General features: G+C 72.2%; 25 protein-coding genes. 11 read left to right on the top strand and 14 right to left on the bottom strand.

The window, feature by feature from the left end:
- The first annotated feature begins 44 nt into the window (after nt 1-44).
- From aroF to BLT23_RS20885, 5 genes are all read left to right on the top strand, one after another.
- On the top strand, nt 45-1103 hold the full coding sequence (aroF, locus tag BLT23_RS20905) for a 3-deoxy-7-phosphoheptulonate synthase (protein ID WP_218133808.1): 1059 nt from the start codon (nt 45-47) through the stop codon (nt 1101-1103).
- 82 nt (nt 1104-1185) lie between these two features.
- Nucleotides 1186-3162, top strand: coding sequence for an FAD/NAD(P)-binding protein (locus BLT23_RS20900; protein ID WP_218133807.1), 1977 nt, complete (start codon nt 1186-1188; stop codon nt 3160-3162).
- 177 nt (nt 3163-3339) lie between these two features.
- Nucleotides 3340-4767 (top strand): lyase family protein, encoded by a 1428-nt coding sequence (locus BLT23_RS20895; RefSeq protein ID WP_090051483.1) that lies wholly within the window; start codon nt 3340-3342, stop codon nt 4765-4767.
- 9 nt (nt 4768-4776) lie between these two features.
- The gene (locus BLT23_RS20890; protein ID WP_090051482.1) at nt 4777-5574 is read left to right on the top strand and encodes an isocitrate lyase/PEP mutase family protein; all 798 of its coding nucleotides are present in this window, start codon (nt 4777-4779) and stop codon (nt 5572-5574) included.
- 144 nt (nt 5575-5718) lie between these two features.
- Nucleotides 5719-5922, top strand: a complete 204-nt coding sequence (locus tag BLT23_RS20885) for a hypothetical protein (protein WP_090051481.1) — start codon at nt 5719-5721, stop codon at nt 5920-5922.
- A gap of 190 nt (nt 5923-6112) precedes the next feature.
- Here BLT23_RS20885 and BLT23_RS20880 read toward each other — a convergent pair whose 3' ends face one another.
- The 7 genes from BLT23_RS20880 to BLT23_RS20850 form a co-directional block, all read right to left on the bottom strand.
- Entirely contained in the window at nt 6113-7405 is a 1293-nt protein-coding gene (locus BLT23_RS20880) for an MFS transporter (RefSeq protein ID WP_090051480.1), read from the bottom strand.
- 95 nt (nt 7406-7500) lie between these two features.
- The gene (locus tag BLT23_RS20875; protein ID WP_090051479.1) at nt 7501-7920 is read right to left on the bottom strand and encodes a cupin domain-containing protein; all 420 of its coding nucleotides are present in this window, start codon (nt 7918-7920) and stop codon (nt 7501-7503) included.
- Between the two features lie 71 nt (nt 7921-7991).
- The gene (locus BLT23_RS20870) at nt 7992-9707 is read right to left on the bottom strand and encodes an AMP-binding protein (RefSeq protein WP_090051478.1); all 1716 of its coding nucleotides are present in this window, start codon (nt 9705-9707) and stop codon (nt 7992-7994) included.
- Between the two features lie 14 nt (nt 9708-9721).
- Nucleotides 9722-11665 carry an FAD/NAD(P)-binding protein gene (locus BLT23_RS20865; protein ID WP_090051477.1) on the bottom strand — a complete coding sequence of 648 codons (1944 nt, stop codon included), beginning with the start codon at nt 11663-11665 and terminating at the stop codon, nt 9722-9724.
- A 543-nt stretch (nt 11666-12208) separates the two neighbouring features.
- Nucleotides 12209-13009, bottom strand: a complete 801-nt coding sequence (locus tag BLT23_RS20860) for a hypothetical protein (RefSeq protein ID WP_090051476.1) — start codon at nt 13007-13009, stop codon at nt 12209-12211.
- Nucleotides 13010-13221: 212 nt separating this feature from the next.
- Nucleotides 13222-13827, bottom strand: a complete 606-nt coding sequence (locus BLT23_RS20855; protein WP_176946845.1) for a TetR/AcrR family transcriptional regulator — start codon at nt 13825-13827, stop codon at nt 13222-13224.
- The gene (locus tag BLT23_RS20850) at nt 13824-14948 is read right to left on the bottom strand and encodes a glycosyltransferase (RefSeq protein ID WP_090051474.1); all 1125 of its coding nucleotides are present in this window, start codon (nt 14946-14948) and stop codon (nt 13824-13826) included. The genes BLT23_RS20855 and BLT23_RS20850 overlap by 4 nt, the downstream gene beginning before the upstream one ends.
- Nucleotides 14949-15059: 111 nt before the next feature.
- Between BLT23_RS20850 and BLT23_RS20845 the strand changes: the two genes are divergently transcribed.
- From BLT23_RS20845 to BLT23_RS20835, 3 genes are all read left to right on the top strand, one after another.
- Nucleotides 15060-15968, top strand: a complete 909-nt coding sequence (locus BLT23_RS20845) for an oxidoreductase (protein ID WP_090051473.1) — start codon at nt 15060-15062, stop codon at nt 15966-15968.
- A gap of 3 nt (nt 15969-15971) precedes the next feature.
- A complete protein-coding gene (locus BLT23_RS20840; protein ID WP_090051472.1) occupies nt 15972-16541 on the top strand; it encodes a TetR/AcrR family transcriptional regulator in 570 nt (189 codons plus the stop codon).
- Between the two features lie 108 nt (nt 16542-16649).
- Nucleotides 16650-17183 carry an RDD family protein gene (locus BLT23_RS20835; protein WP_090051471.1) on the top strand — a complete coding sequence of 178 codons (534 nt, stop codon included), beginning with the start codon at nt 16650-16652 and terminating at the stop codon, nt 17181-17183.
- On the opposite strand, the gene BLT23_RS20830 is transcribed toward BLT23_RS20835, so the two are convergent.
- The 3 genes from BLT23_RS20830 to BLT23_RS20820 form a co-directional block, all read right to left on the bottom strand.
- A complete protein-coding gene (locus BLT23_RS20830) occupies nt 17170-17679 on the bottom strand; it encodes a hypothetical protein (protein WP_090051470.1) in 510 nt (169 codons plus the stop codon). The two genes, BLT23_RS20835 and BLT23_RS20830, sit on opposite strands and share 14 nt — an antisense overlap.
- Before the next feature lie 157 nt (nt 17680-17836).
- Nucleotides 17837-18568 (bottom strand): Atu4866 domain-containing protein, encoded by a 732-nt coding sequence (locus BLT23_RS20825; RefSeq protein WP_090051469.1) that lies wholly within the window; start codon nt 18566-18568, stop codon nt 17837-17839.
- Between the two features lie 95 nt (nt 18569-18663).
- The gene (locus BLT23_RS20820; protein ID WP_090051468.1) at nt 18664-19143 is read right to left on the bottom strand and encodes a MarR family winged helix-turn-helix transcriptional regulator; all 480 of its coding nucleotides are present in this window, start codon (nt 19141-19143) and stop codon (nt 18664-18666) included.
- A gap of 86 nt (nt 19144-19229) precedes the next feature.
- Here BLT23_RS20820 and BLT23_RS20815 point away from each other — a divergent pair, with 86 nt between their 5' ends.
- Entirely contained in the window at nt 19230-20099 is an 870-nt protein-coding gene (locus BLT23_RS20815; protein ID WP_090051467.1) for an alpha/beta fold hydrolase, read from the top strand.
- Between the two features lie 46 nt (nt 20100-20145).
- Here the strand turns inward: BLT23_RS20815 and BLT23_RS20810 are convergent, their stop codons facing one another.
- A complete protein-coding gene (locus BLT23_RS20810; protein WP_090051466.1) occupies nt 20146-20832 on the bottom strand; it encodes an SDR family NAD(P)-dependent oxidoreductase in 687 nt (228 codons plus the stop codon).
- Between the two features lie 29 nt (nt 20833-20861).
- Entirely contained in the window at nt 20862-21254 is a 393-nt protein-coding gene (locus BLT23_RS20805; protein WP_090051465.1) for an ester cyclase, read from the bottom strand.
- A 98-nt stretch (nt 21255-21352) separates the two neighbouring features.
- Between BLT23_RS20805 and BLT23_RS20800 the strand changes: the two genes are divergently transcribed.
- Nucleotides 21353-21961, top strand: coding sequence for a TetR/AcrR family transcriptional regulator (locus tag BLT23_RS20800; RefSeq protein ID WP_090051464.1), 609 nt, complete (start codon nt 21353-21355; stop codon nt 21959-21961).
- A 4-nt stretch (nt 21962-21965) separates the two neighbouring features.
- On the opposite strand, the gene BLT23_RS20795 is transcribed toward BLT23_RS20800, so the two are convergent.
- Nucleotides 21966-22796 carry a helix-turn-helix transcriptional regulator gene (locus tag BLT23_RS20795; RefSeq protein ID WP_090051463.1) on the bottom strand — a complete coding sequence of 277 codons (831 nt, stop codon included), beginning with the start codon at nt 22794-22796 and terminating at the stop codon, nt 21966-21968.
- A 140-nt stretch (nt 22797-22936) separates the two neighbouring features.
- Between BLT23_RS20795 and BLT23_RS20790 the strand changes: the two genes are divergently transcribed.
- Complete coding sequence (locus BLT23_RS20790; RefSeq protein ID WP_090051462.1) at nt 22937-23716, top strand: NAD(P)H-dependent oxidoreductase; 780 nt, start codon at nt 22937-22939, stop codon at nt 23714-23716.
- On the opposite strand, the gene BLT23_RS20785 is transcribed toward BLT23_RS20790, so the two are convergent.
- Nucleotides 23706-24968: a GAF domain-containing protein gene (locus BLT23_RS20785; RefSeq protein ID WP_090051461.1), complete on the bottom strand. Its 1263-nt coding sequence runs from the start codon at nt 24966-24968 to the stop codon at nt 23706-23708. The genes BLT23_RS20790 and BLT23_RS20785 overlap by 11 nt on opposite strands.
- Between the last annotated feature and the right edge of the window lie 116 nt (nt 24969-25084).

The raw sequence follows: 25084 nt of genomic DNA, 5'->3' as shown, positions 1-25084 counted from the left end.
GCGAGCGTCCACATCAGACTTCCTCACCGTCACGGAGGCACACCATGTCCAGCCAGTCGATCCTCTCGTTCGTCCCCGGCACGCCCGCCTCGCAGCTCGCCGAGTGGATGCGGTTCTTCGACTCCACCGGCACGACCGCCACCCGCCAGTTCCTCGGCGACGCACCCGTGATCATCGCCCACGGTCCCGGCGTGGATACGCGGCCGCCGTCGGGCCTGCCCGCGCCCGTCGCGAAGGTGGCCGTCACCGGTGACTTCCGGCTGGGCCGCCGCGAGCTGCGCCCCCAGGGCACGGTCGTGCGCATCGGCGAGACCTCCGTCGGCGACGGGTCGCTGAGCGTCTTCGCCGGCCCGTGCGCGGTGGAGAACGAGCAGCAGCTGCTGGCCTGCGCCGACGTCGCCGCCCACTACGGGTCGGTCGGCCTGCGCGGCGGCGCGTTCAAGCCGCGCACCTCCCCGTACTCCTTCCAGGGCCTCAAGTGGGCCGGCCTGGAGCTGCTCGCCGAGGCCCGCAGGCACACCGGCCTGCCGATCCTCACCGAGGTGCTCGACCCGCGGCACGTCGAGCGCGTCGCCGCGACGGCGGACGGCCTGCAGATCGGCGCCCGCAACATGCAGAACTTCGAGCTGCTGACCGAGGTCGGCAAGTCGGGCCTGCCGGTGGTGCTCAAGCGCGGCTTCGGCTGCACGGTCGACGAGACCCTGGCCGCCGCGGAGTACGTGCTGGCGCAGGGCAACGACCAGGTGATCCTGTGCGAGCGCGGCATCAGGACCTTCGAGCACGCCACCCGGTTCACCCTGGACATCTCGGCGGTCGCGCTGATGAAGCAGCGGTCGCACCTGCCGGTCATGGTCGACCCGAGCCACTCCGTCGGCATCCCGGCGCTGGTCGAGCCCGTCTCGATGGCCGCGGCCGCCGCCGGCGCGGACGCGCTGCTGATCGACGTGCACGTCGCGCCGGAGCAGGCGCTGTGCGACGGCAAGCAGGCGCTGCTGCCCGACGACTTCGGCTCGCTCATGGGCAAGCTCGAGCTCCTCGCGATGGGCCTCGGCCGCAAGATGGCCGGAGTCGTGCGCCCCGCCCTCGCCGACGCCGAGCGCTGATCTCCCCTCTTCCCCGACACTCCCCGACCGACTCCACCCGCCGCTGGGGGTCGAGTGTGGTCGTGCCCCACTGGAGGACACCGTGACGCACATCTGCATCATCGGCGCGGGACCGCGCGGATTGTCGGTGCTGGAGCGCCTGCACTCGACGGCCGCCGCACAGCACCCGCCGCAGCCGATCACCGTCCACGTCGTGGACCCGAGCCTGTTGAACGGCAGCGCGGTGTGGCGCACCGACCAGTCCCGCGAGCTGCTCATGAACACCGTCGCCGCCCAGATCACCATGTTCGCCGACGAGACCGTCACCTGCGCGGGACCGATCGTGCCGGGACCGAGCCTGCACGAGTGGGCGCGGTTCGCCGAGCACCTCGGTCCCGAGGACGCCCTGCCGGACTGGGTGCGCGCGGAGTGCCGCGACCTCGGCCCGGACACCTACCCCACCCGCGCGTTGTACGGGCACTACCTGCGGTGGGTGCTGCGGCACCTGCTGCGGACCGCGCCCGCCAACCTGACGATCACCCTGCACACCGTCACCGCCGTCAACCTCACCGACGCCGAGGACGGCACCCAGGTCGTCGAGCTCGACGACGGCACCGTCCTCAGTGGACTCGACTCGGTGGTCCTGACCCAGGGCCACCTGCCGACCATGATGTCCGAGGCGGAGTTCGAGCTCGCCGAGCACGCCGCCCGCAACGGACTGCACTACGTGGCGCCCGGCAACCCGGCCAACGCCGACCTGTCGTTCGTCAAGCCGGGCGACGAGGTCGCGTTGCGCGGCATGGGCCTCAACTTCTTCGACCACATGGCCCTGCTCACCACCGGGCGCGGCGGCCGGTTCTCCCGCGCCGACGACGGTTCGCTCACCTACCACCCGTCCGGCGCGGAGCCGGTGCTGATCGCGGGTTCCCGCCGCGGCGTCCCGTACACGGCGCGCGGCGAGAACCAGAAGGGAGCCTTCGGCAGGCACGAGCCGCTCTTCCTGACCCCGTGGGTGATCCGGACGCTGCGCCGGCGCGCCGAGCGGGGCCGTCCCGCCGACTTCCGCACCGAGGTGTGGCCGCTGATCGACCGCGAGGTCCGCTCGGTGTACTACACCACCCTGGTCGCCCAGCGGTCGTGCTCCTGCGAGTCCGAGGTGTTCTCGCGGCGCTACCGCGCGATGTGCGAGGAGGAGTTCGCGAACACCCCGATCGGCGAGCCGTTCGACCAGCCGAGGTCCGAGGCGGAGAACATGCTCCTCGACCGCTTCGGGATCGCCCCCGCCGACCGGTGGGACTGGAACGCCATCTCGAAGCCCTACGGCGACCGCGAGTTCGAGAACGCGGACGACTACCGCGCGTGGCTCGTGGGGTACCTGCGCGACGACATCAAGGAAGCGTTGCGCGGCAACGTGCAGAGCCCCGTCAAGTCCGCTTTGGACGCCATGCGGGACCTGCGCAACGAGATCCGCCAGATCGTCGACCACAGCGGCATCACCGGTGACTCGTACCGCGACGACCTGCAGAAGTGGTACACCCCGTTCAACGCGTTCGTCTCCATCGGCCCGCCCGTGCGGCGCATCGAGGAGATGGTCGCGCTGATCGAGGCGGGCGTGCTGCGGGTCGTGGGTCCCGGCATGGAGGTCCGCCCGTCGCCGGACGGGTCCTCGTTCCTGGTGAGCTCGTCGCAGGTGCCGGGCGAGCCGGTGCGGGTGACCACGCTGGTCGAGGCGCGGCTGCCGGAGCCGGACATCCGCACCACCACGGACCCGTTGCTGGGCGGCCTCCTCGCCCGCGGCGAGTGCGTGCTGCACCGCATCCCGATCGCCGGTGGCGGCCACTACGAGACCGGCGGGCTCGCCGTCGGGCCGCGCCCGTACCCCGTGCTCGGCCCCGGCCGGGTGCCGCACCCGCGGCGGTTCGCCTTCGGCGTGCCCACGGAGACCGTGCACTGGGTGACCGCGGCGGGCATCCGTCCCGGCGTGAACTCGGTGATCCTCGCCGACGCCGACGCGGTCGCCCAGGCGTCGCTGGCGGTGGCGGTGGCCGTGCCGCGGTCGTCGCTCATCGCCGGCTTCTGAGCCACGCGGGACGCCGACCCCCTTCCCCCGCGGCGTCCCGCGATCCCCCTTCCCCCGCCACAGAACGGAGACCGCCACGAACCCACCCTCCCCCGGTGATCCCCGAACGCGCGGGGCACGCCACGCCTCCGGCCGTGCCCCGCGCGCCCCTTCCGTCCCTCCTCCCTGGAGCCAGTCATGCCCGACAGCGCCTTCCCCGCCACCAGCCCGCCCCTCGACGCCGGACTGCTCGCCCCCGTGCGCGCGGGGGTCGCGGCCGCGTCCCTGACCGACGACTCCGCCTGGCTGCGCGCGATGCTCGACGCCGAGGCCGCCCTGGTGCGGGCGCAGGCGACGCTCGGCGTGGCACCGGCGCACGCCGCCGACGTCATCACGAAGGTCGTCGAGACCGCGGACTTCGACGTCGTCGCCCTGGCCCGCGCGGCCCGTGGCGCCGCGAACCCCGTGGTGGCCGTGGTGAGCGCGCTCGGCGCGGCCGTGGCGGCGGTCGACCCGGCCGCCGCGCAGTACGTGCACCGCGGCTCGACCAGCCAGGACATCCTCGACACCGCCGCCATGCTCGTCGTCGCGCGCACGAGCGCTGTCGTCCTCGCCGACCTGCGGCGCGTGGAAACCGCCGCGCTGCGGCTCGCCGCGGCACACCGCGACACGGTGATGGCCGGCCGCACGCTCGGCGCGCACGCCGTCCCCGTCACGTTCGGCCTCAAGGCCGCGGGCTGGGCGACGGCCGTGCACGACGCCGCGAAGCGCTGGGACAGGCTCGACCTCCCGATCCAGCTCGGTGGCGCCGCCGGGACCCTCGCGGGCTACCTGGAGAGCGCGAAGGTGGAGTCCGGCGGAGAGGCCGCCGACGGCTACGCCCGCCTGCTGGGCGAGGAGTTCGCCCAGCAGACCGGCCTGTCCGCGCCGCTGCTGCCCTGGCACACCAACAGGATCCCGATCGCGGACACCGGGTTCACCGCGGCGCTCGTCACCGGGGTGCTCGGCAAGATCGCGGCCGACGTGCAGGTGCTGGCGCGCACCGAGATCGGTGAGGCCGCCGAGCCCGTCGCGGACGGCCGGGGCGTGTCGTCCGCCATGCCGCACAAGCGCAACCCGGCGCTCGCGACGCTCATCCGCGCGGCGGCCACCCAGACCCCGGGCCTCGCCGCGACGCTCGCCGCGTGCCTGCCCGCCGAGGACGAACGGCCCGCCGGCGCCTGGCACGCCGAGTGGCACCCGCTGCGCGAGCTGCTGCGGCTGACCGCGGGCGCGGCCGAGACCGCCGCCGAGCTCGTCGAGGGCCTCACCGTCGACGCCGGGCGGATGGAGGCCAACCTCGGCCTGACGCACGGGCTCGTCGTCTCCGAACGGCTGTCCGCCACCCTCGTGCCGCTGCTCGGCCGCACCGAGGCCGCGGCGGTCATCCGGGCGGCGTCGCTCGCCGCCCACCACACGAGGACACCTCTGCACGACGTGCTCGCCGCGGACCCCGCGGTGACCGCGCACCTCTCCGCGGCCGAGCTCACCGCCCTGACCCGTCCCAGCGGCTACCTGGGGGCGGCGCGGGCACTGGTGGACGACACACTGGCCGCTCTGGCATGGCCCCGCACCGACTCCGAATGAGGCGATGAAGTGAACGAGAAGGCGACGGCGTTCCGCGCCCTGCACAACGACGGCCTGCTGGTGCTCCCCAACGCGTGGGACGCGGCCAGCGCCGTGCTGATCGCGCGGGCGGGAGCGAAGGCGATCGCGACGACCAGCGCCGGGGTGGCGTGGTCGCTCGGCCGCCGCGACGGTCACGGGCTGACCCGCGAGGAGCTGACCGCGGCCGTGGCGAGGATCGCGAGCGCGGTGGACGTCCCGGTCACCGCGGACGTCGAGGGCGGCTACGACGACCTCGGCGCCACCATCACCGGCGTGGTCGCCGCGGGCGCGGTCGGCGTCAACATCGAGGACTCGAAGGGTGACGGCACCCTGTTCGACCCCGCCGAGCAGGCGGAGCGCCTGCGCGAGGCCCGTGCGGCGGCGGAGGCGGCCGGGCTGCCGGACCTCGTGATCAACGCCCGCGTCGACGTCTACCTGCTCGGCATCGGCGCTCCGGAGGGACGGCTCGACGACGTGCTGACCCGCGCCCGCGCGTACGCCGAGGCCGGGGCGGACTGCCTGTACGTGATCGGCCTGAGCGACCTCGACGTGCTGCGCCGCATCAGCGAGGCGGTCGCGCTGCCGCTCAACGCCCTCGCCTTCCCCGGTGGTCCCACCACGGCCGAGCTCGCGGCGGCGGGGGTGCGCCGGGTCAGCGCCGGTCCGCTCGTGGCCCAGGCCGCGTACGCCGTCGCCGGGCGGGCCGCGGCGGAACTGCTGGTCAAGGGCACGTGCACCGAGCTGGAGGAGGGGGTCGACTACGGCACGCTGAACTCGCTCTTCTGACCTCGAAGGCGTTGTCGCTCTTCTTTTGGCCGGCTATCGAAGTCCTCTGCACAGACCGATGGAGCATGGAACGAGGATGGATGGAGCCGGCCGGTGAACTACTTCCAGCCGGGCAGGAATGCCCCGGAAAACCGGAGGTAGAAGATGTTCGCCAGCCGCAAGTCCGCCGCCTCGACGCTGGTCTCCCTCGCCGTTCTGACCGTCGCCCTCCTCGGTGCCCTGGGTGGCACCGCCTCCGCCGACACGCACTGGAAGGCGTCGGTGACCACCGAGGGCCCCGGCAACTGCCCCGTGGACACCCACTGGAGCGCGGACCTGGGCATCTGCGTCGAAGACACCCACTGGTGAGCCGTCTCTTCCTCCGCTGTCCGCTCGCACACGGCCCGCCGGCCGACCCGCCCCCTGACAAACCCCCGTCCTGTGCCCCTGCAGGACGGGGGTTTTTCGCGTTCCCGGCACCAGGCGCCGAAAACCCGGGCATGCCGAAAGGCCGGGAAGCCGTCTGACGGCTTCCCGGCCTTTTCGGCGTGCCCGGGTCTCACCCGACCGGCAGCTCGCGCGGCATCATCAGCGCGGAGATGACCGCCGGCACGGCGCCGACGACCAGCATCACCACGGGCCACGAGGACGCCGACAGCACGACCGGGATGAGCAGCGGCGTGACGAACGCGCCGCCGAACACCATCGTGTTCTCCAGTCCGAGCGCGGTGCCGGAGCGTTCCGCGCCCGCCATCGTGGCGATCTCCGCGTAGTGCACGCCGTGCCAGCCGCAGGCGAGGAAGCCCGCGGTCACGAAGAGGACGACCACCAGCCACGTCGGCGCGAACGCGTACCCGGCGACACCGACGAACGCGGCCGCGATGGCCCAGCTGTAGCCGCGGACGAGGGTCCGGCGGTAGCGGCCTCCCCTGTTGTCGGTCCACCGGCCGCTCCACACCCGCGAGGCGGCGGCGAGGACCTGGACCACCACGAGCGCCACGACGACACCCTCGATCGGCAGGCCGATCTCCGCGGTGAGGAACACCGTGCCGAAGGTGAGGACGGTGAACTGCGGCAGGTCGAGCAGGAAGGCGGTGATGGCGACGCGCCAGATGTCCCAGCGGCGCAACGGGCTGATGGTCGTCGTCGCCGCGATGCCACCGGACGCCTTGGTGCGGGCGATGGGCGGCTCGTCGAGCCACAGCACGACGGCGATCGTCGCCGCGAGCATGAACACCGTGAGGAACGCGAAGACCCAGCGGAACCCGGCGCCGAGCGCGAGCGAGGGCAGGATGGCGGCGCCGAGCGCACCGCCCAGCGGCACCGCGGCGACCCGCAGGCTGATGGCGAAACCCCGCTTGTTGGCGGGGAACCAGCCCATGACGGCCCTGCCGGACGCGCCGTTGACACATCCGCCGAGCGCACCGGAGAGGAACAGCACCGCGGCGAGCGCCCAGGCCGCCGGGGCGAGATCACCGCTCGGCACCAGGAACGCGGTGACGTAGGCGAGGGTGGCGGTCGTGCCGCCGAGGCCGACGATCAGCACCATGCGCTCGCCGATGCGGTCGGAGAGGATGCCCCAGAACACGTCGGTGATGAAGATGCCCGCCGTCACGGCCGCGAGCACGAGGCCCAGCTCCGACAGCGAGTAGCCGTACGCGGCGGCCAGGATGGAACCGGACGTCGGGATGCCCTGGAACGCGGCGCTGAACGCCGCCTGGGCGAAGATCCCGATGCCGAGGATGCCCCAGCGGTAGCGGGACGAGTGCTTCTTTCCGGTGCGCCCGATGACGACGTCTTCGTCCTTCGGGGGCAGGGTGGGCTGTGGTCGTTCCTGTGTCTGCTGGGACATCGGAAGCTTCTCCTGGGTCGTTGCACGGATTCGCCGGTCGAGACGACACGGGCGTGGTGCGGCGGGGCCGGGGGCGGCCCCGCCGCGAAGGGGACCTACAGGGCCGCGGCGCCCGCGGCGGCGGTGGCGCTCACCTCGTCGTCGGTGAGCCGCCGGGTGCCCTTCTCGCGCACCACCAGCGCGTAGCAGCCCGTCGGCGACGAGACCTGGTGCACGCTCTCCGGCTTCTCGATGAACAACGTGCCCGCCGGGTAGCGGTCGCCGTTGTCGTTGTGCAGCTCGCCCTCCAGGATCAGCAGCAGCTCGAACCCGAGGTGCTCGTGCAGGTCGCCGTGCGAGCCGGGCTTGAAGTGGGCGATGTACGCCTCGGCGCCCGTGGGACCGGTGTCCGCCGCGGTGTAGAGCCATTCCACGTCCACCGCGTTGCGACCGGGCTGAACGTACTCCTCCCACTTGATCTGGCCGTTGTGCAGGCCGCCGGCGAAGAGGGACGAGTAGATCTTGATGTCGCGCATGGCAGTTCTCTCCTTGTGAGGTGGTGGTGCGGTGAAAGAGGAAACGCTGTCTTGCCGGGAAATGCTTGCTGTCAGCCGATTCCGGGGGCCGCGGGCAGCGCGGCCTCCAGCAGCTCGTCGGCGAGGTACTCGACGGTGCCGGGGAACTCGGTTCCCGCGGCCCGCTCGACGTCGCGGGCCCGCAGCTCGTTGCGGCGGATCTTCCCGGACGTGGTCTTGGGCAGGGTCGCGAACTCCAGGCGGCGCACCCACTGGTGCGGCGCCAGGTTCGCCCTGACGTGGTCGAGGATGCGGCGTGCCGTCGCGAGGTCGGGACTCTCCCCCGCCGCGAGCGCCACGTACGCCTTGGGCACCACCAGACCCACCGGGTCCGGTGCGGGCACGACCGCCGCCTCGGCCACCGCGTCGTGTTCGAGGAGAACGCTTTCCAGCTCGAACGGCGAGATGCGGTGGTCGTAGGACTTGAACATGTCGTCCGTGCGCCCGAGGTAGTGCAGGTAGCCGTCGGCGTCCCGGTGCGCGATGTCACCGGTGTGGTAGTAGCCGCCGGCGAACGTCTTGGCGTTCTTCTCCTCGTCGTCGACGTACCCGGGCATCACGCCGAGCGGCCGCGGCGACAGGCTGACGCAGACCTCGCCGTCGTCGCCCACCGCGCCGGTGGCGGGGTCGACGAGCACGATGTCGTAGCCGGGCAGCGGTTTGCCCATCGACCCCAGCCGGACGGGCAGCGTCGGGCTGTTGCCGATCTGGGCCGTGGTCTCGGTCTGCCCGTACCCGTCCCGCACGGTCACGCCCCACGCGGCGCGCACCTGCTCGACCACCTCGGGGTTGAGCGGCTCGCCGACGCTACCGGCCTCGCGCAGCGACACCTTCCAGTTCCGCAGGTCCTCCTGGATGAGCATCCGCCACACCGTCGGCGGCGCGCAGAACGTCGTCACGTCGTGGCGGACCATGCGGTCCATCAGGTCCTTGGCGTTGGCCGTCGTGACGCTCAGCACCGACGCCTCGGCGTTGAGCGGCACGAAGAAGGAGCTCCAGGCGTGCTTGGCCCAGCCGGGCGCGGAGACGTTCAGGTGCACGTCCCCCGGCCGGACACCGTTCCAGTACATGCCGGACAGGTGCCCGACGGGGTAGCTGACGTGGGTGTGGCGCACCAGCTTCGGCCGCGAGGTCGTGCCGGAGGTGAAGTACAGGAACAGGGTCTCGTCCGCTCGCGTCGGCGCGTCCGGGACGAAGCCCGCCGGTGCCGACCTCAGGTCGTCGAGCGCGAGCCAGCCCGGCACGCGGCCGGCGCAGATCTTCGTCACGTGGGAGGGCAACCACGCGAAACCCTCGGTGAGGTCCGGCGTCGTGAGCACGTGCCGCACGTCCGCCCGTTCCACGCGGTCGACCAGGTCGGCACCGGACACGGTGGTGAAGGTCGGGACGACCACCAGGCCGAGCTTCATGGCGGCGAGCTGCGCCTCCCACACGGCGAGCTGGTTGTCGAGCATCATCAGCAGCCGGTCGCCGCGCCGCACTCCCGCGGCGCGCAGGCCGTTGGCGAGCCGGTCGGACCGCTCCGACAGCTCCGCGTACGACACCTTCTCCTCGGTCTGCCCGCCGACGACGTGCAGCGCGGTGCGGTCGTTGCCCTTGGCGACGACGTCGAACCAGTCGAGCGCCCAGTTGAACTCGTCGAGCTCCGGCCACCGGAACTCGGTGTGCGCGCGGTCGTGGTCCTGGCGGAGCTCCAGCAGCAGGTCCCGGGCTGCCCGGAACTTCTCGAAAGCCGTTCTCGGTGACATGACGGGGTTTCTCCTCAGATCGCGGCGGCCGGGTGCGGCACGGCGGGCGTCACGGGCGGGGTGGGCGTCACGGGCGCACGGAGCACCGCGCGGTGGCGCAGCACGTCCTCGGCGATGCCGTCGGCGTCGGTGTGGAACCCGGTCATCGGACCGGGCCTGCCGTTGCCGATCTGCGTGAACCAGCGCGTGTTCTCGGTCGGCACGCCCAGCGCGTACAGGTCGGGGTCGGGGTTGCCCAGCACGTCGACGACGTGGAACGGGCGGCGGGTGACGGCGACGCTGCCCGCGGGGAACCGCTCACCGGTCGCGGAGTCGGTGTTGACGAGCTCGGTGATCAGCCCGTCGGCGAGCAGACCCGCCATCAGCGCGTCGGAGTTGGACGACAGCGTCGGCCGCGGGATGCGGGCGTCGACCAGCGTCGTGACCTCCCGCCGCGACCCGGCGACGCGGGGCGACTCCAGCACGAACGCGCCGCTCACGTGGTCCGCCCGCACGGACGTCTCCGGTCCCACGACGGTCAGCAGCCCCGCGCGGATCACCGCCGACGCCTGCTCCACCCGCAGCCAGGGCGGCCCCGCGGACACCATCGTGTTGATCGGGTTGAACCACGTGACGAACTCGCGGTGCGACTCGGGCCGCAGCCCGGCGAAGTCGACCGCCTGCCGCACCATCGACCGGGTGTCGCGCAGGATGTCGAGCGACGCCTTGAGCGGGTTGTCGACGTTGCCCTCCTTCGCCTCCGCGACGTCCTCGCGCAGCAGCTCCAGCAACGCGTCGTGGAAGGCGCCGGGACCGTCGAACGAGAGGTCGCCGAACGGGCGCGCCATCCGTTCGAGGTCGAGCGGCGGCACGTCCGAGAGCCCCCACTCGGCCAGCAGCGCCTCGCGGTCGGCCGAGCCGAGGTGGCTCTCCGCGAACCGCGCCGCCGCCTCCTCGCCCTGCCGGCGCCGGACGTGCGTGGCGTAGTAGACGTGCTCGATCTCCAAGCGCAGCAACGACAACACGTCCCGCACGAAGTCGAGCTGCGCCGACCCGGTGACCCGCTGCGCGCCGCGCCGGGCCCGCATGATCGCGGCCTCGGTGACGAACTTCGGCTGGTAGCGGTAGGTCGGCGGCTTCTGGTTGCGACCGCGGGCCAGCATCACGAGCCCGCTGCGGGACCCGGCGACCAGATGCGGCTCCAGCCCGCTGGGCAGGTACTCGGTGCGCCCGTCGCGCTCGACGAACCGGCCACCGCGCCCGACCGTCAGCTCCGCCATGACGTCGAAGAACGTCAGCCCGAGCCCGATCACCCCGACCTGCTCACCGGGCGCGATCACCCCGAGCGGCATGTCGGCGGCGGAGTCGCCGCGCAGGTAGGTGAGCCCGGTCCGGTGCCGGGCGAACGTCAGCAGCTCCTTCTCGCCGTCGTCCGGCCGCACCCGCGGGTGCCCGGTCGTGAGGACCACCTTGTCGGCCGTCACCGCCGTGCCCCCGGACCCGGTCACCGTCGTGAGACCGAACTGCCGGGCGAGCGCCACGGCCTTCTCCGGCACGTGCCGGACCGTGACCCCCTCCGGCGCGTTCGCGACGATCGCCTCGTACGCCATCCGCAGGTACTCGCCGTACACCGCCCGCGGCCCGTAGTCGTCCGGCCCGATGTGCGACCAGCGCGGATGGGTGGACAACCAGTCGGCGAACGAGGGCCCGAAGCCCGCCCTCACCGGCCCGCCGTCCGACGCCGCGGAGAACACGCTCACCTCGCCGGCGGCGGTGTTCATCAGGAAACAGGTCGACTGCGACGTTCTCCAGATCCGCCCGGCCCCCGGCTCGTCCGGGTCGAAGACGTGCACCTGCACCTCGCCCTCCCTGGGGGAGTCCGTCAGGCGCGCCACCAGCCTCTCCAGCACGGAGAGCCCTCGCGGACCGGCACCGACGATCACCACATCCAGGTCCGCTCGCGGGACGAAGTCAGTCATGGCTTTCCTCTCCAGGTTCGTTGTCTCCACCGGACGTCTCGTTCTCGGCCGGCCCTGGCGGCGGAAGAGGTGTCCCGGGGAACGTGTCCCGGTTCTTCCGGTCGCGGCGGGCTTGCTGGGGACAACGATCGGGAGAGGCGCTCTCGATCGGCTATCGGTCAGTTATGGGGCAGTTTCGCCGTCGCCGATGCGGCCGAACGGACGCCGAAAGCCTTGTTTCGAAAGGCTTTCGAAGCTTTTCGGTCCTTTGAGGACTTCCCAGCCGCCGAGGAACCGCCGTCCGGAAGCGGACGGGCTGCGGCGAACGGGTCAAGATGGCGCGCGAAAGCCCCGCACCCACGAACGGGGGAACGGGGCCTGCTTGCAGGGTTCCTCGAAGAAGTGCTCAGCCGCCTTCGGCGAGGCAGGCGTCCGGGCCGATGGGCCCGGCGACGATCCGGTGCCGCGCGGAACACGCACCCGCGGCTCGCGGAGCGGGAACAACGACTCTGAACGCCGGAAGCCCGGCCCACCGAGCGGTGAGCCGGGCCCGTGGTGACGGAGTCAGCCCGTGATCGACGCCTTGACCAGCTTCGCCTCACCGGTGGAGAGGACGACGCGGGCGGAGGCGTAGAGCTCGAGGTCGCTGCCGAGGCCGCCCATCGTGCGGCTCACCGTGGCCGACCAGGTGCCGGTGCGCCGGGTGCAGGACGGGTCGCACAGGTCGGCGGTCTTGTAGGTGTCCTGGCCGTTCGAGACCATGCCGACCCGGACCCAGCTCGGCTCGATCCACCGGCCGGAGGCCGGGACGACCGTCAGCTTGCCGCGCTCCTGGTACGTGTCGCGGTAGGCGCGTTCGTGCCGGTAGACGCACACCTTGCCCGCGGTCCAGGTCGAGCACTTCCTGGCGACCTCGTTCCAGGCGCTCCACGAGGCGGAGACGTCGAAGACGTAGTTCCCCTCGAACTCGCCCCTGGCGATGTAGGACCCGGCGGCGGTCTTGACCGGCGTCCACGACGAGTTCCACGCGGAGGTCTGCTGAGCGCAGCCGCCGGAGCAGATCTGGGTCGTGGTGCCGTCCGTGCTCCACGTCTGGGTGGTCGGCTTGATCCAGTGGCCCCCGGCGGGCGCGACGGTGATCCTGGCGCGGTAACCGGTGATGTCACCGGCGTCGGTGACGCGCTTCTGCACTTCCGCGCAGGCGGTGCCGGCGGTCACGCCCTCGGAGATCGTGAGGGTGCGGCAGGTCTTGTCGTGGGCCTGCCACGTGGTGGCGGCCTGGGCGGCGGGCGCGGCGATGAACGCGCCGGCGACGAACGTGGCCGTGGCGCCCAGAGCGAGCGCGGCTTTCCTGATGTTCCCCAAAGGACTTTCCCCCTGATAGAGCCGTCGGTGCGGCGACTGGAGAGGCCCCGCACCGTTCGGCGGCGGTCTGCGGCGGCGTGAGGCCAAACTATCAGCTCCGCCCGGCTGGCACTGTGGGTCGAACGACCGGTTTTTGGTGCCGGAGACGGCTTTCCGGGAGACTGTCCAGGTTCGACGAACACCGAAAGTCCTGTGTGGACACCAACCGGCGCTCAGGGGCTGAGCATCGCGACGGCCTGACGGGCCAGCCACCGTTCGGCGTCGTCCCAGGACCAGCCGCACTCCTTGACGAGCGTCCGCCACGCGGCGAAGCCGAAGCAGAACCACAGCACGTCCGTCGCGCGGTCGACGTCCGTCGTCAGCAGTCCCTTGTCCCGCAGGTGGAGCGCCGTCTCGCGGAGCGCCTCGCGGTAGCTCCCGGTGGCCTGCTCCCACAGCTCGGCGCTGTCCTCGTGCACCGGGATCGCCGCGAGCAGCACGTCGACCACGCGCTGCTCGCTCTCGTTGCCCATCCGGGTGCCCTTGGCGAGCAGCGCCATCGCCTCGGCGACGCTGTCGGTCCGGCGGATCGCGTCCAGGGCGGACGCCGCGTCGCTGCGCACGATCGACTCGCCCAGGATCTCGCGCAGGATCTGCGACTTGTTGCCCGCGCTGGAGTAGACGGTCTGCGGCGCCACCCCGGCCTTCTTGGCGATCTCCGCGACCGTCACCCGCCCGTAGCCCTTGGTGGAGAACAGCTCCGCGGCCGCGCGCAGGATGTCCCGCCGGGTGTCGGCGGCGTCCTGCGCGCGGCGCGGAGAGTGGTAGGGCCTCGTCACAGACGGGATTCCAGTGCCGCCGCGATCTCGTGGGCGTCTGGCATGGCGGCGATCTCCTTGGCGACGGCGGCGGCGTTCTCCCGGTAGCTCACATCATCCAGGACGCGCCGGACGGCGTCGACCAGGGCCTCCGGCGTCTGCGCCGGCGGGTCGAGCGCGATGCCCGTGCGCGCGGCGGTGGTCCGCTCGGCCTGCAGGAACTGGTCGGCGCCCTGCGGCAGCACCACCAGCGGCACTCCCTTCGCCAGCGCGGCCGCGGTCGTTCCCGCGCCTCCGTGCGTGACGACGACGTCCACTCCGCCGAGCAGGTCCTCCATCGGCGTGAACCCGACGAACGTGACCCGCTCGCGGTCGACGTCGAACTGGTCGGCACGCGCGAGCAGGCCGAGCGTCACCACGACCTCGACGTCCAGAGTGGACAGCGCCCGCACCAGCGGGCTCAGCGTGGCCGGGTCGCCGAAGTAGGTGCCGAACGTGACCAGCACCCTGTGCTTGACCGGCGCGGGCAGCACCGGGCCCTCCGCGGCGCGCGGCTCCCGGAACGGTTCCGGCCGCAGCGCGAGCCAGCCCTCCGGCTGCCGCCACTCGCCGGACCGCATGGACGGGGGCCAGGTGTCGAGGAGCCACTTCCGCGGCTGCCACGGCAGCCCGCGGGCCTCGTGCCGGACGCGGGCGAGTGCCTCCATGGCGTCGGTGAACACGGGCGGCAGCGGAGGTCCGTACGCCAGCGTCGCGACCGGCACGCCCGCCGCGGCCGCCACCAGCGGTCCCACGAAGTCGCACAGGTCCGCGACGACGAGATCGGGCCGGAAGTCCCCCGCGGCGGCCAGTGCCTCGTCCGCGGTGAGGTCGAGCCGCGTGCCCGCGAAGAACTCGGCGACCGCCTCGGGCGTCGGCGCGGTGGCCGGGTCGGCCCCGGTCCGGCGGGCGACCTCGGCGAACAGCACGTCCGGCAGCGGTCCGGCCGGCAGGTGCCGGAGCCCCTGGGCCTCGACGACCGGCGCCATCCCCGCCGCCGTGAGCACGGCGACCTCGTGGCCGCGGTCGCGGAACGCGCGGGCGAGCGGGAAGAGGGGCAGCAGGTGGCCGTGTTGCGGGACACCCGAGAAGAGAATGCGCATATTCGTCAGAATAGGCATCTAACGAAAAGAGACGCTGTCTTCTAGATCACCTCGGCCGCGGCGTCTCGGTTCGCTTGACAGAAATGACGGATCTTGTAAACCATGTAAAGCATGAGCAGGCAGTGGAGCGCGGCGGACGTCCCGCGTCAGGACGGGCGCACGGTCGTCGTCACCGGCGCGAACTCGGGACTGGGCTTCGCCGCCGCGGCGATGTTCGCCGCCAAGGGCGCGGACGTCGTGCTGGCCTGCCGCAGCGAGGCGAAGGCCGAGGCCGCTGTCCTGCGGATCGGGCACCAGGCGGGTTCGGTCAGGGCCGCGGTGCTGGACCTCGCCGACCTCGGCTCGGTGCGGAGGTTCGCCGACGAGTTCCGCGAGCAGCACGACCGCCTCGACGTCCTGGTGAACAACGCCGGTGTCATGTGGTCGCCGCTGACCCGCACCGCGCAGGGTTTCGAGGTGCAGTTCGGCACCAACCACCTGGGGCACTTCGCGTTGACCGGGCACCTGCTGCCGTTGTTGCTGCGCACCCCGGGGGCACGGGTGACGACGGCGACCAGCCTCGCGCAGGGCACGGGAAAGATCGACTTCGACGATCTGAACTGGCACACCCGCAAGTACTCGACGACCGCGGCGTACGCGCAGAGCAAGCTCGCCAACATGATGTTCACGCTGGAGCTGGGGCGGCGGTTGCGGGCGGCCGGCTCCGCCGTGGTGGCGACGGCGTCCCACCCCGGCTGGACCGCCACCGAGCTCACCCGGCACTCGCCGGGGGTGCTGCGGAAGGTGAGCCCTCTCATCGGGATGCCTCCCGGGAAAGGCGTGCTGCCCACGATGCGCGCGGCCACGGACCCGGCTGCTCCCAACGGGAGCTGCTGGGGCCCCGCGCACCTGTTCGAGACGAAGGGGCATCCTGAACCCGCCCGCGTTCCGCGCCGGGCGCAGGACGCTGCGGTCGCGGGACGGTTGTGGGAGGAGAGCACGCGCCTGACCGAGGTGCGGTACGACGACCTGGAGAACTGAGCGATGGACGGCAACTCCGAGCGGCGCACGAGCATCCTCCGCGCCGCCACCGAGGTCTTCCTGCGTTTCGGTCTCCGCAAGACGTCGATGGACGACGTCGCCAAGGCGGCGGCGATCTCCAGGCAGGGTCTCTACCTGCACTTCGTCACCAAGGACGAACTGTTCCAGGCCGTCATCGGCCAGATGCTGGACGACCTGCGGGACACCACCTGGGGCGCGCTGGAGCAGGGGGACGCACCGACCGCCGACCGGCTGGCCCGCGCCTTCGAGGCGTTCCACGGTGTCACGGTCGGGACGGTCGACCGCGACGTCCACGGCGAGCTGCTCAGCTCCGCGCAGTCGTTCGCGGCGGACCGGATGACCCGCATGGAACAGGAGCTCGTCGCGGACGTGGCGACCCTGCTCGGCAAGACGGGGCACGCCGCCGCGTGGGAGGAGGCCGGACTGAGCGCCGCCGAGCTGGCCCAGGCCCTCTTCGACGCTTCCGCCGGGGCCAAGTACGAGTCCGCTTCGCTCGACGAGTACCGGCGGCGGGTCCGTGTCGCCGTGCGCATCGTCACCAGTCGCGGGTGAGCCACGTCTTCGTGGCGTCAAAGGGTTGCGGCAAGTGCACCACCCTCAAGACAACGGGTGCATGGCTTATCGTGGCGGCAACAGCTGATCCACTACCGGGAGCACACCATGACCGCCGCCAGAGCCGGCCGCGCGGACGTCGCCGAGCAGGTCGAGCAGCAGTTCGGCCGGAGGGTCGCGCAACGGCTCGACACCTTCGACGACGGGACCCTCCACGTCACGGCCGGCTCGTTGACGCGGTTGCTGTCGTGGTTGGTGGACTTCGTCTTCTACCTGTTCTGCGCGGCGGTGGCCATCGTCGTCTTCGTGCTCGTCTCCCGCGACAGCGGGATCTCCGAGAGCGCGAACGCCCTGGCGATGCTCGGTCTGCTGGCCGGAGTGCCGATCGTGTACGGACTGTTCTACGGCAACGGCCGCGCCATCGGCGCGATGGTCACCAAGACCCGCCTCGTCCGAGTCAAGGACGGCGGCCGGATCGGCCTCGGTGCCTGCTGGGCCATGTACGTGCGCGTCGTGCTGTTCCCCTTGCTGCTCCTGGCGATGCTGGCGAGCGGGGCGGGCGGTTCCGGCGCGCTGCGCAGGACCAGCATCGACGACCGTGCGACGCGGCGCCTGCACGAGGCCGGTTTCACGCGCCGCTGACAGGTCCGGGCCGCGGGTACTTCCAGGCGAGGCTGACGAACCAGGCCAGCACCAGCACGGCGGCGGGGCCGAGCGCGCCCTGGGGCAGGAAAGGCGCGAAGAAGGTGTAGAGGCCGAGCCACCCGCCGCCCGCCACGCCGAGCACCCGCACGACGACGGACCTGGCGAGCAGGGACGCGGTGACGATCCAGACCCCGGCCAGCACGTGCCCGCCCAGCCTCATCGGGCTCGCGACGTCCGGCGAGACACCGTTGATCATCATGGCGCCCACCGCGACGTCGAGCGCGAGCCAGCCGTAGCCCGCCGCCCGCGCCCACTCCGGCGCGTCCATCCTGGCCACCAGGAACAGGACCGACAGGTGGAACAGCACTCCGACGTACTCGAACCCGACCACGCCCGGCGCCACCGCGAAGGAGACGACGACCGGGGCGAACAACGCGAACGGGATGAGCGCGATCGTGCGGAAACCGAGGATCTCCCGGTCTGCGGACAGCATGGTGTTCTCCGGTGGAGGCGGGGGGTGCGGGCCGGTCGATCATCCCAGCGGCGACCGCCCGCCGGTCCACTTGAGACGGTGATCCGCGACACCGGCGCCGTCAGCGTTCGTGGTGCGGCGCCAGGTGTTCGTGGAACAGGACCCCGTCGCGTCGGAGTCAGGAGGCCCGGCGCATGACGTAGCCCGCGTGGTGCAGCTCGTCGCCGACGAAGTCGCCGAACGCCCAGAAACCCAGGTCGTCCAGGTACTCGATGCGGTCGCCGATGATGGTGTAGCGGCCCTGGAAGGCGTGTTCGCGACCGCCGCGGGTCTCGTCGTAGCGGCCGTCCGCCGTGAGGTGCTGGTGCAGGAACCCGGACTCGTCGATCCACGTGCCCAGGCGCGGATGGCCGCTGAGATCGGCGTCGTCGAAGATCGACGTGGCGGACTGTTCCTCCTGCGGCGCCAGGACTTCGCCGTCCCAGAGCACCGGGACACCGCCCACGACCGCCGCGCGGACGTCCTCGGGGCGGGTGCGCAGTGCGGTGGCGGCGTCCACTTCGGACCCTCCCGGCACCACCAGGAAGTCGGCGCGCCGGCCGGGCACGAGCACGCCCGCCAGGTCCTGGCGGGAGCCGCGCAGGCCGAGCAGGCCCAGCCCGTCGACCACGGCGGGCACGATGACCGTGCCGGTGCAGTCGACGACGTTGGCGCCGTCGTCCTCCGCCGCGGCGATGATGCCGGGCCCGACCCCGACGACCAGGTCGCCGCCGACGAGCAGGTCACCGGCCGGGTTCCCGATGACCGGGTCACCGGTCAGGATGATGGCGTTGGTGAAGAGCAACGGGCTTCCGTCGCCCGCCCGTTCCAGCGCCTGCGCGTTCCAGCGAGTCAGTCCGGTCGTGGTCATGCCGGTTCTCCGTTCTCGAGGTCTCGGCTTCCAGCCTGCGAGACCGCGAGACGGCTATCCAGGTCGCGCGCGTCCTGGGTGTGCCACACCCCGGCTCAGGGGTCGGCGGGCAGGTCGCGGATGAGCCAGCCGGGAGAGTCGAGGCGTCCCGCGCCGTCGCCGAGCAGACGGCGCAGCGCGTCCTCGACGGCGTTCAGCGCCTCGGCACCGACCTGCTGTTCCCACCGCCGGCGCAGGTCGTCGAAGATCTCCCGGCCGGCGCTCAGCATGGCGAGTCCGTGCTCGGTGACCTGCAGGCGCATCCGGCGGCGGTCGACCGGGTCCGGCTCGCGGGTGACGTACCCGCGTTCCTCCAGGACGGCCACGATCTTCCCGGCGGACTGCTTGGTGATGGACAGCCGCCTGCCCAGCTCGGAGACGTTGCCCGCGCCCGAAAGGATCTCCGTGAGCGCGAACTCGTGCACGGCGCGGACGTCCTCGTAGCCGCGTTCGGCCAGCTCCGCGGTGGCGCGGTCGACCAGGTCGCGGAACCCGCCCAGCAGCAGGAGAGCGAGGTCGGCGCCGGATCGGGACACGTGGCGAAGCCTAGCAAGCCGGTTGACTTCGACAGCCTGGGTGTCTAAATTTCGACACCCAAGCTGTCGAATTTGAGGAACTCCCGATGTCCGTCATCACGCCCGCCGGCGCCACCGTCCCCGGCGTCACCCACCACCTCGCCGAGGTCGGCGGCACCCGGCTGCACTACGTCTCGGCCGGGACCTCCGGCTCACCCGTGCTGCTGGTGCACGGCTGGCCCGAGACGTGGTGGGCGTTCCGCGCCCTGATCCCCCTGCTCGCGCGGACGCACCGGGTCTTCGCCGTCGACCTGCGCGGGTTCGGCGACTCGGCCGCCGCCGATGCGGGCACGGACCACGCCGAGGACCTCCACGCGCTCGTCGAGCACCTCGGCGTCGGCCCGGTCCACCTGTCCTGCCAGGACATCAGCGGCGCCGTCGGCTTCCGGCTCGCCGCGACGCACCCCGGCGACGTGCTCAGCCTGACCGCGATCGAGGCCGCCCTGCCCGGGTTCGGCCTGGAGAGCTTCGCCGACGTCGCCAACGGCGGGTCGTGGCACGTCGGTTTCCTCGGCACGCCAGGCGTTCCGGAGCTGTTCCTGTCCGGCGCGGAACGCCGGATGATCGCCGACTGGGCCTATCCCGCGATGACCGCGACGGAGGGCGCCGTCACCGGCGCGGACCTCGACGAGTTCGTCCGCACCTACTCACGTCCCGGCGGGTGGAGCGGCTCCGCCGTCCTCTACCAGGCGATCTTCTCGGACGGCGGCGCGACCAGGGCACTGCCCCGGCTGACCGTCCCGGTGCTCGCGGTCGACGGCGTCAGCGCCCCGTTCACCGAGCAGACCTTCCGCCAGGTCGCCGCGGACGTCACCGCGGTGCGGCTCGACGGGGTCGGTCACCTCGTGGCGCAGGAGGCCCCGGACGCGCTCGCCGAAGCCGTGCTGGACTTCCTCGCCGGGGTGGACGCGGGCTGACCGCCGCGCCCGGGAACTGGCCGGCGGCCTCGCCGAGCGGGCCGGATCACCAGGGCAGGACGCCGTTCTCGTCCTGCAAGGTGCCCGTCGGCCCGTCCGCGCCGATGGTCGCGAACCGCACGACCACGGCGGCGCTCTCGGCCACGGGCCGCCCGATCCCGAAGGCCGCGGTCATGTCCGTGGCCGTCGGGCCGGGTTCGACCGCGTTGAACCTGATGCCGGGGTTGGTCTTGGCGTACTGCACGGTCAGCATGGTGGCCGCCGCCTTCGACGCCGAGTAGAGCGCGAGCGGCAGCCCGAACTCCGGCCGCTCGGGGTCGGTGACCGTGCCGAACGACCCGAGGCTGCTCGACACCGTGACGACGACCGGGCTGGACGCCTTGCGCAGCAAGGGAAGCGCCGCTTCCGTGACACGCACGACACCGACGGCGTTGACGTCGAACGCGTTCAGCGCGGTGGGACCGTCGACGGACTCGCTGGCGAGGATGCCCGCGTTGTTCACCAGCACGTCGAGCTTGCCCTCGTCCGCGTCGATCTTCGCCAGCGCGGCGCGGACCGAGGCGTCGTCGGTGACGTCCAGCTGGACGAACCGGGCACCGAGGTCCGCGGCGGCCTTCTCGCCACGTTCGGGGTCGCGGGCGCCGACGTAGACGGTGTGCCCGAGGGCCAGCAGCTGGCGGGCCGTCTCGAAGCCGATGCCCTTGTTGGCTCCGGTGATCAGGGTGGTGGTCATGTTCGTTCCTCTCGGGGGGGGTGGTGGGGTCAGCGGGTGAGCTGGCGGCGCAGCCCGGCGGCGTCGTGCAGGGCCGTCATGTGCACGAACCGGCCGTCACGGACCTGGTAGATGGCGTACTCGGTGATCTCGAACGAGGAGCCGGTGGGCGTGACGCCGAGCCACTCCTTCACCGGGGTGCCGGTGTTGACCAGGCGGGCGGCCAGCCGGTCGCCGTCGAAGAGCAGCTCCTGGAGCTCCCAGTGCAGGTCGGGCACCGCGTCCACGGTGGCGCGCTGCACGGCGAGCAGGTCGTCGCGGGTGGCCGGCTCGCCGTTCAACGTGGTGCGGTCGGCGATGAACTCGTCCATCCGGTCGGTCCGGTGGGCGTTCATGTCGTCGAGATAACGCAGGTAGAACGCGCGCAGGTCCTGCTCGGACATCGGGCACCTCTCGTCGTCGCCATTTTTGAATCGATCGTTTCAGAAGTCGACCGTAGCACGTTCTGAAGCGATCACTCCAGAAGAGGTAGGCTCGTGGGGTGGAGAAGACACGACGACGCGGGACGGGACGGCCGCGCGAGTTCGACGCCGACGAGGCCCTCGGCCGCGCGCTGCTGGTCTTCTGGGAGAAGGGCTACGAGGGCGCGAGCCTCGCCAACCTGACCGAGGCGATGGGCATCTCGACGGCGAGCATGTACGCGACGTTCGGCAACAAGGAACAGCTGTTCCGCAAGGCTTTGGAGCGCTACGAGCAGGGGCCGAGCGCGTACGTGGTCTCGGCGCTCGCGGCGCCCACCGCCCTGGAGGTGGCGCGCGGCCTGCTGCTCGGCACCGTCAGGACCACGACCTGCCCCGACCAGCCGCACGGCTGCCTCGGCGTGCAGGCGGCACTGGCCACCGGTGACGCCGGGCGCGAGATCCGCGCCCTGCTCTCCGACTGGCGCAACAACGGCCACGCCCTCCTGCGCGAACGGTTCCAGCGGGCCGTCGAGGAGGGCGACCTCCCGCCGGGCACGGACGCCGGGCTGCTGGCCCGGTACGTGCACGTGCTGCAGGGCGGGATCGCCGTCGAGGCGGCCAGCGGGGTGAGCGGGGAGGAGCTGCGGGCGCTGGCCGACGCCGCCCTGCGGCACTGGCCCGCGGTCTGAGAGGTCAGCGGCCCGTCTTGACGCCGTCGCGCGCGTCGTCCAGGCCCGCGAGCAGCCGCAAGCCGTCCTCCGCGGCGCTGCCGGGTGCCGCGGACAGCACGATCAGCTCCAGGCCGGACTCGTCCGGCAGCGCGAAGTTCTCCTGGTGCAGGTCCAGCAGCCCCACCAGCGGGTGGCGGTACACCTTCGGCCCGTGCGTGCGCGCCCGCACCTCCGCGCGGGCCCAGAGGCGGCGGAAGCGCTCGCTGCCCATCGCCAGCTCGCCCACGAGCGAGGCCAGCCGCGCGTCGTCGGGGTACTTGCCCGCGGCCAGGCGCAGGTGGCCGACGACGTCGAGGGTGCACTGCTCCCAGGACGCGTAGAGGCCGCGCCCGGTCTCCTCCAGGAAGATGTGCCGCGCGGTGTTCATGCCCCGCGCCGGGCGGCCGTAGAGCAGGTCGGCGAGGTGGTTGGCGGCCAGGACGTCCATCCGGTGGTCCACGACCAGCGCGGGCGACCCGGCGACCAGGTCGAGGATGCGCAGCAGCTCGGGGCGGACGCGGCTGTTCGGCGTCCGCGCGCGGCGGCGCCGCTGCCTGGCCAGCCGGTGCAGGTGCTCCCGTTCGGTCTCGTCGAGGTCGAGCACCCCGGCCAGTGCGTCGAGGACCTGCTCGGACGGCTGGGTCGCGCGGCCCTGCTCCAGGCGCACGTAGTAGTCGACGCTGACGCCGGACAGGTGCGCGACCTCCTCCCGGCGCAGTCCCTCGACGCGGCGGTGGCGGTCGGCCGGGATGCCGGCGGCCGCCGGGTCGACCCGCGCACGCCTGGTCCGCAGGAATCCCGCGAGATCGTCCATGTCCCCCAGTATGGCCGCGGCGGTGCGCACGAGGGTGGTACCGCCGTTACCAGGAAGCCCGGTCCGACGGTCGAGCCGTCCCTGAACGGCGGGCGCGGAGGTGTCCAGGATCGGTGGTGACCCGACCAGGAGGAGCTCCCGTGAAGACGCTGATCGTCCACGCCCACCCCGAACCGAAGTCGTTCAACAGCGCACTGAAGGACCTCGCCGTGTCCACATTGGAGGGTGCGGGGCACGAGGTGCGGGTGAGCGACCTGTACGCGATGAGGTGGAAGGCCACCGTCGACGCCGCCGACTACGGGCCGGCCGCGTCGAGCCCGCTCAGGGTGGCGCGGGACTCCGGCCGCGCCTTCGACACCGGGACGCTCACCGAGGACGTCCGCGCCGAGCAGGAGAAGCTGCTGTGGGCCGACACGGTGATCTTCCAGTTCCCGTTGTGGTGGTTCACGATGCCCGCGATCCTCAAGGGCTGGGTGGACCGCGTGTTCACCTACCACTTCGCCTACGGCGTGGGCGAGCACAACGAGACCAGGTACGGCGACCGCTACGGCGAGGGCACCCTCGCGGGCAGGCGGGCACTGCTGTCGGTGACCGTCGGCGGGGCGGAGTCGCACTACTCCGCCCGCGGCGTCAACGGTCCCGTCGACGACCTGCTGTTCCCGATCCAGCACGGGATCCTGCACTACCCCGGCCTCGAGGTGCTGCCGCCGTTCGTCGTGTACGGCTCCGACCGGCTGACCCACGACGACTTCGCGGACGTCGCCAAGGCGTGGGAGCAGCGGCTGCTCACCCTCGGCTCGACCGAGCCGGTGCCGTACCGGCGGCAGAACCACGGGGACTACGAGATCCCGTCACTGCGCCTGAAGGACGGGCTGGAACCGGTGGGCCGCACCGGTTTCGGGCTGCACGTCAGCGGTTGAGGTAAGCCGCCAGGCCGCCCAGCTCCTCGCTCGCGATGAAGATCGACCGCACGTGGATCAGCGCCTCCTCGACGTGCACGGCGCAGCCCCAGGCCGCGTCGCCCCACGAGTCGGCGACCTTGATCTCGGCGGCCTCCGCGCACCCGGCCTTGCCGCCGAGCTGGCACTTCTCGGGACGGGGTGCCTGGGCGTGGGTGGCCGCGGCGACCCGCATCTTCGCGGCGAGCTCCGCGGCCTCCGCCGCACGCTTCTCGGCGTCGGCGCGCAGCTCGCGTTCGGCCTCGACCGCCTTGGCCAGCTCGGCCAGCGCCGCCTCGGCGCGGGCCTCGGCCGCTCGGTTCGCCTGCTCGCCGCGGTGGCGTTCGATGGCCAGTGCGGCGGTGCCGGTGAAGACCTCGATCAGGGCCAGGTCCGTGTCCTGCGGGACGCGCGGTTCCGGGTGGTACAGCGCGAACGTGCCGAGCAGCGCGCCGTCGCGGGCCAGGATCGGCGTGGACCAGCAGGCGGCCACTCCCGCCCGCACGGCCAGGTCGCGGAAGTCGTCCCAGAACGGGTCGGTGCCGATGTCCGCCACGACCACGGGCTCCCTGCGGTGCGCCGCGGTGCCGCACGAGCCGACGCCCTCGCCGGTGGCGATGCCGTCGATGGCCTCGTTGTAGAAGTCGGGCAGGCTCGGCGCGGCGCCGTGCCGCAGGTGCAGGCCGTCGGGATCGGCCAGCAGCACCGACACGAACAGCTCCTGCGGCACCAGCTGCTCGATGCAGCGGGCCATGCCGTCGAGCACGTCGGTGAGCGGGGCGTCGCGGGCGATCTGCTCCAGCAGCGCCCTGTGCTCGGCCATCAGCCGCTGCGCGTGCTTGACCTGCGTGACCTCGACGCCGATCACCCGCACCCCGGTCACCTCGCCGGTGGCGTCACGGCGCGGTTCGCAGGTGAGGTCGAAGAACGCCTCGCGCTCGTGCGGGGCGCTGCCCAGCACGATCCGCGTGTCGCGGACGGTGCGCGCCTCGCCGGTGGCGTAGACCTCGTCGAGCAGCTCGACGACACCCTGTCCCGCCAGCTCGGGCACCGCGTCCACCAGCGCGACGCCGGTCTCGGCGCCTTCCTGGGCCACGGAGCCGCCGAACGCGTCGTTCAGGGTCTCCAGCACGTGCGTCGGCCCGGTGAACGACGCGTACACGGCCGTGGACTGCCCGAACAGCGATCGCAGATCCGCCTCGTCACCGATTCCGCGGTCACTCAACGCGCTCAAGTCCGCACCCCTCCACCCAGTTCGGAACACACATGATGGTACGCAACGGGATCACGCGGTTCGAGCCGGACCGCGACACGACTGCGACAGTGCCGGGACGAGGTCCCGACCCGCGC

The organism is Lentzea fradiae (assembly GCF_900100955.1).
GTDB classification, from domain to species: Bacteria; Actinomycetota; Actinomycetes; order Mycobacteriales; family Pseudonocardiaceae; genus Lentzea; species Lentzea fradiae.
This window is presented reverse-complemented; position numbering and strand designations above follow the sequence as displayed.